The 11,288-nt window shown below is 55.4% G+C and carries 7 protein-coding genes; 1 reads left to right on the top strand and 6 read right to left on the bottom strand.

Annotation, left to right across the window (positions count from 1 at the left end; genetic code table 11):
• Positions 1 to 193: hypothetical protein (locus NH344_RS17340; RefSeq protein ID WP_253028219.1), on the top strand; the 193-nt coding region annotated here is incomplete at its 5' end.
• 1,068 nt (positions 194 to 1,261) lie between these two features.
• On the opposite strand, the gene cysQ is transcribed toward NH344_RS17340, so the two are convergent.
• The 6 genes from cysQ to NH344_RS17310 form a co-directional block, all read right to left on the bottom strand.
• The gene (gene cysQ / locus NH344_RS17335; protein ID WP_253028218.1) at positions 1,262 to 2,026 is read right to left on the bottom strand and encodes a 3'(2'),5'-bisphosphate nucleotidase CysQ; all 765 of its coding nucleotides are present in this window, start codon (positions 2,024 to 2,026) and stop codon (positions 1,262 to 1,264) included.
• A 70-nt stretch (positions 2,027 to 2,096) separates the two neighbouring features.
• Positions 2,097 to 2,951: a UTP--glucose-1-phosphate uridylyltransferase gene (locus NH344_RS17330; protein ID WP_253028217.1), complete on the bottom strand. Its 855-nt coding sequence runs from the start codon at positions 2,949 to 2,951 to the stop codon at positions 2,097 to 2,099.
• Positions 2,948 to 4,645, bottom strand: coding sequence for a glucose-6-phosphate isomerase (pgi, locus tag NH344_RS17325; RefSeq protein ID WP_253028216.1), 1,698 nt, complete (start codon positions 4,643 to 4,645; stop codon positions 2,948 to 2,950). The genes NH344_RS17330 and pgi overlap by 4 nt, the downstream gene beginning before the upstream one ends.
• Positions 4,646 to 5,404: 759 nt before the next feature.
• A complete protein-coding gene (gene pgm / locus NH344_RS17320) occupies positions 5,405 to 6,997 on the bottom strand; it encodes a phosphoglucomutase (alpha-D-glucose-1,6-bisphosphate-dependent) (protein WP_253028215.1) in 1,593 nt (530 codons plus the stop codon).
• Between the two features lie 198 nt (positions 6,998 to 7,195).
• Complete coding sequence (gene glmM, locus NH344_RS17315; RefSeq protein WP_253028214.1) at positions 7,196 to 8,533, bottom strand: phosphoglucosamine mutase; 1,338 nt, start codon at positions 8,531 to 8,533, stop codon at positions 7,196 to 7,198.
• A 10-nt stretch (positions 8,534 to 8,543) separates the two neighbouring features.
• Entirely contained in the window at positions 8,544 to 10,637 is a 2,094-nt protein-coding gene (locus NH344_RS17310) for a capsular polysaccharide biosynthesis protein (RefSeq protein WP_253028213.1), read from the bottom strand.
• Between the last annotated feature and the right edge of the window lie 651 nt (positions 10,638 to 11,288).

The following is an 11,288-nucleotide window of genomic DNA, read 5'->3' as shown; positions in this document are numbered from 1 at the left end:
AGGCACCCGCGAAGGCGGCGATAGCCGCCTGGATGAAGCTGCCGTGAATGATCACACCTCGGTGCCACCATCGGCACTCCTAACGGAGTGCTTCGCGGGTGCGCTCCACTTACACCGCGCTACGGGTGCCTGCCTCAAGTGCCGTGATACCTATCAACACAGAGCAACTGCACATACCCGTAGCGCGGCGTAACGAATCTTGCGAGGCACGAGCAAATGAGGCACCCGCGAAGGCGGCGGATAGTCGCCTGATCAAGCCACCGAAAATTATCACACCTCAGTGCCACCATCGGCACTCCTAACGGAGTGCTTCGCGGGTGCGCTCCGCTTACGCCGCGCTACGGGTGCCTGCCTCAAGTGCCGTGATACCTATCAACACAGAGCAACTGCACATACCCGTAGCGCGGCGTAACGAATCTTGCGAGGCACGAGCAAATGAGGCACCCGCGAAGGCGGCGATAGCCGCCTGATCAAGCCACCGCAAATCATCACACCACAGTGCCACCATCGGCACTCCTAACGGAGTGCTTCGCGGGTGCGCTCCGCTTACGCCGCGCTACGGGTGCCCACCTCAAGTGCCGTAAAACCTACCAACACTGGGCAACTGCACATACCCGTAGCGCGGCGTAACGAATCTTGCGAGGCACGAGCAAATGAGGCACCCGCGAAGGCGGCGGATAGCCGCCTGGATTCGACCACAGTGAACCATCAAACCTCTGCGCCACCCTCGGCACCCCTAGCGGGCTGCTTCGCGGGTGCGCTCCGCTTACGCCGCGCTACGGGTGCCTGCCTCAAGTGCCGTGATACCTATCAACACAGAGCAACTGCACATACCCGTAGCGCGGCGTAACGAATCTTGCGAGGCACGAGCAAATGAGGCACCCGCGAAGGCGGCGGATAGCCGCCTGGATGATGCCACTGCAAATCATCACACCACAGTGCCACCTTCGGCACTCCTAACGGAGTGCTTCGCGGGTGCGCTCCGCTTACACCGCGCTACGGGTTCTCACCTCAAGTGCCGTAAAACCTACCAACACTGGGCAACTGCACATACCCGTAGCGCGGCGTAACGAATCTTGCGAGGCACGAGCAAATGAGGCACCCGCGAAGGCGGCGATAGCCGCCTGATCAAGCCACCGTGAATCATCACACCACAGTGCCACTATCGGCACTCCTAACGGAGTGCTTCGCGGTTGCGCTCCGCTTGGAAAAGCGTTGAGTGGTGAGTGGTGAGTGGTGAGTGGCAGCACCGTAGCGCGGGTTACAAATACCCCCACACTACAAATGACGGGTTTAAGGTTTTGGATGGGTTTGCGTAGCTGAGCGGCTGCCCCTCTAATGTTTCCACTCGGCCTCCGGCGTATCGCACTACCGCATGGGCGGCTGCAGTGTCCCAGAGGCTGGTGGGGCCTAAACGCGGGTACACGTCGGCTTTGCCTTCGGCAATTAGGCAGCTTTTTAGCGAGCTACCCAAGGGCTGGATATCGTAGGTACCCAGCTTATCCAGCCAGGCTGATAAAGCAGGGTTTGAATGGGATCGGCTACCCAGTACACGCCATACCGCTCCTGGTGAGGGTTTCCCCGCCACTTGAATCGCATGGCGTTGGTCTTCAGCGTCGATGCTGAAAGCGCCAACGTCTTCTGCGGCGATATAAGCCGTTCCCAACGCAGGCGCAGTGACGACACCGAGAATGGGTACACCGTGCTCAATCAGGGCAATATTTACCGTGAATTCATCGTTGCGCTTGATGAACTCTTTGGTGCCGTCCAACGGGTCCACCAGCCAATAACGGCCATCTTGACCCACACCTGAAAAGCCTTCTACGTCCTCTTCGGATAGGATCGGGTAATGGAGTGGCAGTGCCTGCAGTCCATGCAGTATTACTTTATGAGCTGCCTGATCAGCTTCTGTCAGCGGGCTGTTGTCCACTTTTACCGTGACATCAAACTCACGGCCATACACGGCCATAATGGCATGATCGGCCTGCTTGGCGATGGCCAAGACCTGTTCCAGTAATTCCCGCATACCCCCCCTCCAGAAAATAAAAAACCGCCCACATAGGACGGTTTTCAAACACTCATCGTTCAACAGCTCGTCAAACGTCGTATCCCGCTTCCCGGGCGAGCGTGGTGTTGGCTTGCAGCCAGCCTTCGATGTGTCCGCAATCGAAGGTGCGGCCATGCATGCGGAACGCCTGCACGGTTTGACCTTCTTGCATCAAGCGGTCGATGGCATCGGTTAGCTGGATTTCATTACCCGCGCCCGGCGGCTGATCGCGCAGCAGCTCCATAATGCGGTACGGCAGCACGTAGCGGCCAATGACAGACAGGCGCGACGGCGCGTCTTCCGGTTTGGGCTTTTCCACCACGCCGCGCATAGTAGCGCTTTCTCCCGCCGCTGGCTCGTCGCAGTCGACAATGCCGTAACGATAAACGTCTTCTTGCGGCACCGCTTCTACCATGATTTGCGACGCATCCGAAGCTTCCCAGCGCTCGACCATGCTGCCCAAGTCACACGCGCTGCTGCCTACCTGGGGTTTGACCAGTACGTCCGGCAGAATCACCGCGAAGGGCTCGTCTTTGTCTAACAAGTGAGAAGCGCAGTAAATGGCATGCCCCAGTCCTTTCGCATTGGGCTGACGAACGCTGGTCACTTTTAGCTTTTTAGGGGAAATGGCCGAAAGGGTTTCCAGCAGCGCATTTTTACCCTTGCTAGCTAGCGAATGCTCAAGTTCAAAATGCGCATCGAAGTGGTCTTCAATGGCCGATTTTCCAGCACGCGTGACCAAAATAATTTCGTTGATGCCTGCGGCCAGCGCTTCTTCCACCACGTGTTGGATAAGAGGGCGATCCACCACCGGCACCATCTCTTTAGGAATCGCCTTGCTGATAGGCAGCAGGCGCGTACCGAAACCGGCCACCGGAATAATCGCTTTGCGTACTTGGGTCATTTACCATTTCCTTTTTCGTTACATTGCTGACGCCACTCACTCACTTTACGCAGCAGCTGAGCAGTACCGGGATCTTCTACATTCTGGTGGTCAATCGGCTGGCCCGCCAGGGTTAGGTATAAGCTATTGGCTAATTGCTTACCGAGTTCCACGCCAGGTTGGTCAAAAGGGTTGATGTTCCATAATACTGATTGAACAAACACCTTATGCTCATATAGCGCCAATAGCGCGCCTATCGACCAAGCATCTAACGATTTGAGTAGTATAACGGAGTTAGGCTGATTGCCTCGATACCCCTGTGCCATATAACCACGTAACGCGGGCGGTATCGCATCGTCTCCTAACGCAAATAGCTGTGACTGCGCCAAACAGTTCGCCAGCGTCAGCGCCTCTTGGTCGTTTAACGCTGTATTAATGTGCTCGAAAGCGCTAATAGCACGGTCTGCCACCGCCACAAAATCTGCACTGACGGTATGCCCACCCTGATGAAGCAACTGATAAAACGCATGCTGCGCGTTAGGCCCTACATCGCCCCATAAAATAGGGCAAGTCGCATGATTGATTGAGCGGCCATCTAAACCAACGCTTTTACCGTTCGACTCCATCTCTAGCTGCTGTAAGTAAGCAGCCAAGCTTTTAAGGCGGCCATCGTAAGGCAATACGGCGTGAGTAGGGATATTTAAAAACTGGCTATTCCAAGCCCCCACCAGGGCCATTAACGTAGGTAAGTTTGCTTCCAGTGGCGCGGCCATGAAATGTTGATCCATCGCATGCGCCCCTTCCAACAGAGCATCAAAATGCTCTATCCCAAGCTGCATGGCAACACTCACGCCAATCGGAGACCACAGCGAAAATCGGCCGCCAATCCACTCTTTGAACTCCAACTGATGCGCCTGGGGAATACCAAACTCAGTCATTTTATCGGGTTTAGATGACACACCCAGCAGTTGATAACGGCGGATGGTCTCTTCTTCCACTTCAAGCGCATCGCTGAGCCACAGCAGTGCCGTACGCACATTGAACTGCGTATCGGCCGTCGTGAAAGATTTCGACGCCAGCACCAGCAGCGTTGTGGCAGGGTTCAATGTTTCCATTAAGGGCAGTAACTGCGACCCATCCATGGTCGAGACATAGTGCACGCCCACTTTGACACGGCTGGGGCGATCAGCCAGTGCCTCACTCACCAGTTTGGGGCCTAAATCAGAGCCACCGACGCCAATATGCACAATATCAGTGATAGCCTGTCCTGTTGCCCCAAACCATTCACCACTATGTGCACGTTGTACTAAATCTGCCAACTTCTTACGCTGTTGCTGGCAAAAAGTAGCCGCAGTTTCCATTCCCTCTGGCGGTATAGAGCCAACTGGCCACCGCGCCGCCATGTGCAATGCAGGGCGCTTTTCAGAAGGGTTGACTTCAGCCCCCGCAAATAGCGCATGGCGCTTCGTTTCTACCCCGCAGCTATGAGCCCACTCCACTAACAAGGAGAGAGTCTCCTGCGTTAAGCGCTGCTTACTGAAATCGATATGAAGCGAGCCAAACGTAAATGCTAAAGACTCCGCCCGACGTTGTGCGGACGTAGTGTCAGAGAGCAAATCGCTTAGCGATTGAGCCTGGAGCCGCTCAGCATGAACTGCCAGAGCATTAACAGGGGTATAAACACGCTGAGTTGCAGCTGATAACGGTGTGTACATATGTCTTCCTTGATATACAAAAAGCGTTGTAGCCTACATTTATTAAGCAAGCGTCACGCCAGTCCATATCACTCCAGTGTTAATTACATAGTTTACAACATCATGAAAAGCACGCGTAGTACGTCATAGCTAGTCAATGGAAAAGAGCGCAATGCCACCCTGCACCATTAACCTAGTAGCCGCCCGATTAAGCCGCCGTGAATCATCACACCTCGGTGCCACTTTCGGCACTCCTGGCGGAGTGCTTCGCGGGTGCGCTCCGCTTACGCCGCGCTACGGGTGCCTGCGAACCATTAGAGCGGAGTGCCTGCATTAAGTGCCGTAGAGCCACGTAGCGCGGCGTAACGAATGAGCGAGAGCAACGAGCGAATGAGGCACCCGCGAAGGCGGCGATAGCCGCCTGGATGAAGCCACCGTTAATGATCATACCTAGGTACCACCATCGGCACTCCTGACGGAGTGCTTCGCGGGTGCGCTCCGCTTACCACGCGCTACGAGTGTCTGCACCGCCCCGTAGCGCGGCGTAACGAATAAGCGAGAGCAACGAGCAAATGAGGCACCCGCGAAGGCGGCGAGTAGCCGCCTGGATGAAGCCACCGTTAATGATCATACCTGGGTGCCAAAATCGGCACTCCTGGCGGAGTGCTTCGCAGGTGCGCTCCGCTTACGCCGCGCTACGGGTGCCTGCCTTGCATATTGTGGGGCCACGTAATACGGCGTAACCACCTTGCTTCGCTTACGCCACACTACGTGAATTATTTACCCTTTCAACACGCCAGATAACAGCGAGGTGGCACTTTCAATCAGCTCTTCCAGATGTTGCGGGCCTTTGAAGCTTTCCGCGTACACTTTGTAGAGCGATTCCGTGCCGCTGGGGCGGGCGGCGAACCAGCCGTTTTCGGTGGTGACTTTTAAACCACCAATGGCGGCTTGGTTACCCGGTGCTTTGACCAATACGGCGGTGATGGGGTCTCCGGCCAAGGTGGTGTCGGTGATGCTATCGGCGGTGAGGTTTTTGAACGCCGCTTTCTCTTCCGCGGTGCAGGCGGTATCGACCCGTTTGTAGAAAGGCTCGCCAAACCGTTCAGTGAGGGTTTGATAATACTCGCTGGGCGTTTTGCCGGTAACGGCCATAATCTCAGCGGCTAGCAAGCACAGCGCGATGCCGTCTTTATCGGTGGACCACGCCTCGCCTGCTTGGGTGAGTAAGCTCGCGCCAGCGCTCTCCTCGCCGCCGAAGGCGAGCCAGCCTTCGTGCAGGCCATCCACGAACCATTTGAAACCGACCGGCACTTCAAACAGCTCACGGTTGTGCGAGGCCACAACGCGGTCGATCATCGAAGAAGAGACCAGCGTTTTACCGATTTTCAGCGAATCGCTCCACTGCGGGCGATGGCTGATCAGGTAATCCACACACACCGCCAAGAAGTGGTTCGGGTTCATCAGCCCGTTAGCATCCACAATACCGTGGCGGTCGGCGTCCGGGTCGTTGCCAAAGGAGATATCGAAGCGGTCTTTAATCTTTAGCAGGTTCGCCATGGCAGCTGCACTGGAGCAATCCATGCGGATCTTGCCATCGTGATCGGGCGGCATAAAGTTGAAGCTGGCATCAATGGTAGTGTTCACGACTTCCAGGTTCAGGCCGAAATGCTCACCAATCGCCTGCCACACGGGCAGCGCCGTGCCGCCCATAGGGTCTACGCCCAGCGTTAAACTAGCTTTTTGAATAGCCGCCATGTCCACCACGTGACCCAACTGGGCCACATAATGCGCGGTGAAGTCATACTCCTGGGCATGGGCGAGCGCTTCTTCCAGCGGCACCAGCGTGATATCGCTTAGCTGACGAAGCAGGTACGCATTGGCGCGTAGCTCGATCCATTGGGTCGCTTCGGTATCTGCTGGGCCGCCGTGATGGAGGTTGTACTTAATACCGCCATCTTCTGGCGGGTTATGGGATGGCGTAATAATCAAGCCATCGGCTTTCGCGGCGGGCATTGCGTGGCGCTGCTGAACGTTATGCTGCAAAATCGCGTGGCTAACCAAAGGCGTGGCCGTGTAGCCATGGCCCTTTTCGATCATCACCGGCACTTTATTAGCTGCCAGCACTCGCAGCGCGCACTCCCAAGCTGGGCGTGAAAGCGCGTGGGTATCCAACCCCAGAAACAGCGGGCTTTGGTAGTCTTCTTCTTGGCGGTAATCCACTACTGCCTGGGTGATGGCAATAATGTGCGCTTCGTTAAACGTGCGCTCGGTAGCTCGGCCTCGGTGGCCTGACGTTCCAAAGGTTACCCTCTCGCTAGCAATGCTGGCATCCGGTGTTTCATTAAAAAATGCCGTTACGATGGCTTCCATTTCCTTCTCCCTTGCTAGATATCATTTCTATCTCGCACGGTGCTTACGCAACGATGATAGTAGTAAACAAATCGATAAGGCTAACACAGCACCAATACGCACATGTTGTATCGCGCCTCAGCGCCACAAAGGTTAAACATGTGCAATCACAAAAAAGCCAGCCGAAAGGCTGGCTGGCTTGACATACGAACGGCCGGATTACGCCAGCGATGCGGCGATTTTCTCCGCGCAAGACGTCGCCTGCTCGGCATCCACTGCCTCAACCATCACACGAATCAGCGGCTCGGTGCCTGATTTACGCAACAGCACACGGCCACTATCGCCAAGCTCCGTTTCTACGTTGGCGACTGCCGCTTTCACCTGCTCGCTTTCTAGCGGGTCGATGCCTTCTACGGCGGTGTAGCGAACGTTAATCAACGTTTGCGGCAGCTTGTGCATGCCCTGCTTTGCCACAAACAGCGTTGCCTCTTGCTGCAATAAGCAGGTGAGTACGCGCAGTGAGGCAATGATGGCATCGCCTGTGGAGGCGTGGTCTAGGCTCAGTAAGTGGCCAGACCCCTCGCCGCCCAAGCGCCAGCCGGTGGCCTTGAGTTGCTCCATCACGTAGCGGTCGCCTACTTTGGCACGCTTAAAGGGCACATCCATGGCTGCCAGTGCTTGCTCCAGGCCCAGATTGCTCATTTGAGTACCGACGACACCGCCGGTATAACCCGATGCCTTGGCATCTTTCGCCAGCAGGAACAGCAGCTCATCGCCATCGACCACCGACCCGGTATGATCCACCATCATCAGGCGGTCGGCATCGCCATCCAGCGCAATCCCCAGGTCGGCTTTATGCTGCAGCACGGCCGCCCGTAGGCTTTCCATCGCCGTGGCACCGCAGCCCGCGTTGATGTTCACGCCGTTGGGCTGGTCGTGAATACTCACCACGGTGGCCCCCAGCTCGCGGTACACGGCCGGGGCCACTTTATAGGCAGCGCCGTTGGCGCTATCCACCACCACGTTCAGGCCGCTCAAGCTCAAGTGGCCGGGCAGGTTCGCTTTGCAGTATTCGATATAACGCCCAGCGGCATCGTCTACTCGGCGGGCTTTACCCAACAGCTCCGAACTCACACACGTCATGCCGCCTTCAATGGCGGTATGCAGCAAGCGCTCGATCTCTTGCTCTTGTGCGTCTGAGAGTTTGAAACCGCCCTGACCAAAAATCTTAATGCCGTTATCGTGAAACGGGTTATGCGAGGCGCTGATGACGACGCCCGCATCAGCACGAAAGGTAGAGGTCAGATATGCCACTGCAGGCGTCGGTAACGGCCCTACCAGAGCAATGTTGACACCCGCTGCGGAAAAACCCGCCTCCAGCGCCGACTCCAGCATGTAGCCACTGGCACGAGTATCTTTCCCGATAATGACTTCTTTGACACCTTCGGCACCCAATACCTGCCCTGCGGCCCAACCCAGTTTCATGGCAAAGTCAGGGGTCATCGGAAACTCACCTACCAGGCCACGCACACCATCGGTGCCAAAATACTTTCGCATTTTCTTTGACCTAAATGTTGTAAAAGTTCAAACGTGCTTCTTTGATAGCTTTTCTCTTGATCCACTGCTTTTTCAGAAAACCAGGGCGATGACTTGCGGGGCTTTTCACGCTTTCATTGGCATTTCGCTGGCTAATGATCTGGCGAATCACCCCCTCGCAGGTCGTGTAGCCTCTCAAAAGGGGATCCCAATAGCGCGGGTAGCGAAGGAGAACACCCACGATTAATTCATCCAGGGTCAATGTCCTCACACGCCGTTTCAGAGCCGTGCTGTGTTCAGCCTGATCCTCTGTCAATCCCCAACCTGCATAGAAAGGCTCGCCATAGGTAACGACTTTCTTACCTCTAAGCAGCGCATCGAACCCCACCAGCGACGTCATGGTATGAACAACATCACAATGCTCGATACAGCTAATAACCGAGCAAGTATCCTCGACAATATCAGCATACTCATAGGCCTCATCGATTTTTCCTGCCCGGTTTGCAAATACGACGTCTGGGTGGGGCTTGTACACCACCAGCGCCTGGGGATGCCTAGCCCTGGCAGCCTGCAAAAGCCTCAAATTAGAGAAGATGGTTTTAGATCCATAGCGGATAGAGGCATCATCCTCCACTTGCCCAGGAACCAGCACTACCTCCTTTTCTCCATCTGCCCAAGTAGGCGTTACGCGAGGCTCGACATTGTACTTAGTAATACCTTCTCGGACGATAAGCTCCCTGACCCGTTGGGCCGCTCGTAGTTCATTTCCCAAAGGAGTGAGAGTCGTAAGAAGGCTTTCCAAGCGTGAAACGTTGGAAGGATCGAAATAGATCCCCTGATCGTCCAATACCAGCGATTGTGGAGCGACCAAGTTCGCCCCCAGCCCGACTGATCGAATAAAACCATCTTCCATACGCCAACGGGCAGCCCCCGTATGAGTGATGAGCGCCTCTAATTCAGAAGAAATATCACGCCCCCAAGCAACCACCGCATCATCGCTGTTTACTCCAAGTTGCTGTACGCGGCGCTGTGATTTGGCAAACACTAGTTTTTCAGGATGCAGCGATAACAGAGGGGCCAAGTTGGCCGCTTTCCATTTGCGCAGCCCCACTGCAATCACACGTTTGGGCAATTCAGCTTCTTTTTGCTTTTGCAGCACAAGCCAATCAATCACATCATTCAGGCTGCCAGGCTTGTGAGTCACAGGGTTCAAATAGGTCGTATAGTGAATATAGGCAGCCGCAAAAAGCTCTTGCATAGAGCGGCGCTGTGTTCTTCTTGCGCAATGTTGGTAATCCATGGTCGCCCCCCACCCCGCGTACCAAGGCATACCAAAAACACTGACCGGCTTCCCTAGCATTAGCGCCTCGAACCCCATCGTCGAGGTGACCACATAGACTTTTTCGACATGCTCCATCAAGTGAATGGGATTGCATGGCCAAGTGATTTTTTCGACACGGGGGTGATCTGGATAATCGCTCAGATACCCACGCTTTTGACCACTGGAAACTTCTGGATGGGTTTTGATATAAACAGTCGCCTGTGGATTTTCAGCCAGTGCCACGTCAACCATTTTGTAAAAGTCAGCGTCACTCGCGCCCCCTTTTTCGACACTCAAATCGCCGTACGTTTGGTCGATCACGAGCACGCTACCTTGCGGTACGCTTGACAGCCATTCCACATCAAGCAAAGGTGCATGGTTGTACTTGCTAATCTTATTTTTCTTTATCCGCGCGATGCAGTCACTGATGTTCTCACTCACACCGTTCAGCAGGTCTTTGGACTTTTCCAGCAATGTCTCTAAGTCAGATGGACGACTGGCATCATAATAAATGCCCGTTTTATCTATGACCAACGAGAGACCAACCGAACGTGCTCCAGGCATATAGGAACGTATGAAACCATCTTCCAAGTGCCAACACTCGGCCTCGTATTCACGTGCCAGTTTTTCAGCACGAACCCCACTCCCCTTCAGCCCCCAGCCCAAAAACGCCGTTGGCTTATCAAGCTGCTTTTTAACGCGTGGATAATAATACGACTCGCCAATCAAGAGTTGTGTCGTAATAGAAGAAGCAATGGGGAGTGAGGTAGCAATGAACAAAGCAAAATTCCAAGAAACCGGCATTTAGTGCCGTATCGAAGCGCGATTTTGGGGATAGGGAAAAACACTAACAACATCGGGCCGGAAGGGGTATGACGAAATAAGCACGAGCAAAGAGCCAACGAAGGAGGCGGGTGCGCTTCGCTTACCACGCGCTACAGGTGCATGCACTGACCCCGTAGCGCGGCGTAACGAAAGAGCGAGAGCAACGAGCGAAAGAGGCACCCGCGGGGGCGGCGCATAGCCGCCTAGATGTGGCTACCGGGAAGCATCAATCCTCATCGCCGCCTTCGGCACCCCTAGCGGGGTGCTTCGCGGGTGCGCTTCGCTTACCACGCGCTACAAGTGCATGCACTGACCCCGTAGCGCGGCGTAACGAAAGAGCGAGAGCAACGAGCGAAAGAGGCACCCGCGTGGGCGGCGAACAGCCGCCTGGATGAAGCCACCGTGCGCTATTTCACCTTCGCGCTACCATCGGCACTCCTACCGGAGTGCTTCGCGGGTGCGCTTCGCTTACCACGCGCTACAAGTGCATGCACTGAACCCCGCCCGTAGCGCGGCGTAACGAAAGAGCGAGAGCAACGAGCGAAAGAGGCACCCGCGTGGGCGGCGAACAGCCGCCTGGATGAAGCCACCGTGCGCTATTTCACCTTCGCGCTACCATCGGCACTCCTA

It is taken from the genome of Halomonas sp. Ps84H-12, assembly GCF_024124725.1.
GTDB lineage: Bacteria > Pseudomonadota > Gammaproteobacteria > Pseudomonadales > Halomonadaceae > Vreelandella > Vreelandella aquamarina.
This window is presented reverse-complemented; position numbering and strand designations above follow the sequence as displayed.

Bases quoted from the DNA above. Each gene is read 5' to 3' on its own strand.
- cysQ (WP_253028218.1), bottom strand. From the start codon at position 2,026: ATGCGGGAATTACTGGAACAGGTCTTGGCCATCGCCAAGCAGGCCGAT.
- NH344_RS17330 (WP_253028217.1), bottom strand. From the start codon at position 2,951: ATGACCCAAGTACGCAAAGCGATTATTCCGGTGGCCGGTTTCGGTACG.
- pgi (WP_253028216.1), bottom strand. From the start codon at position 4,645: ATGTACACACCGTTATCAGCTGCAACTCAGCGTGTTTATACCCCTGTT.
- pgm (WP_253028215.1), bottom strand. From the start codon at position 6,997: ATGGAAGCCATCGTAACGGCATTTTTTAATGAAACACCGGATGCCAGC.
- glmM (WP_253028214.1), bottom strand. From the start codon at position 8,533: ATGCGAAAGTATTTTGGCACCGATGGTGTGCGTGGCCTGGTAGGTGAG.
- NH344_RS17310 (WP_253028213.1), bottom strand. From the start codon at position 10,637: ATGCCGGTTTCTTGGAATTTTGCTTTGTTCATTGCTACCTCACTCCCC.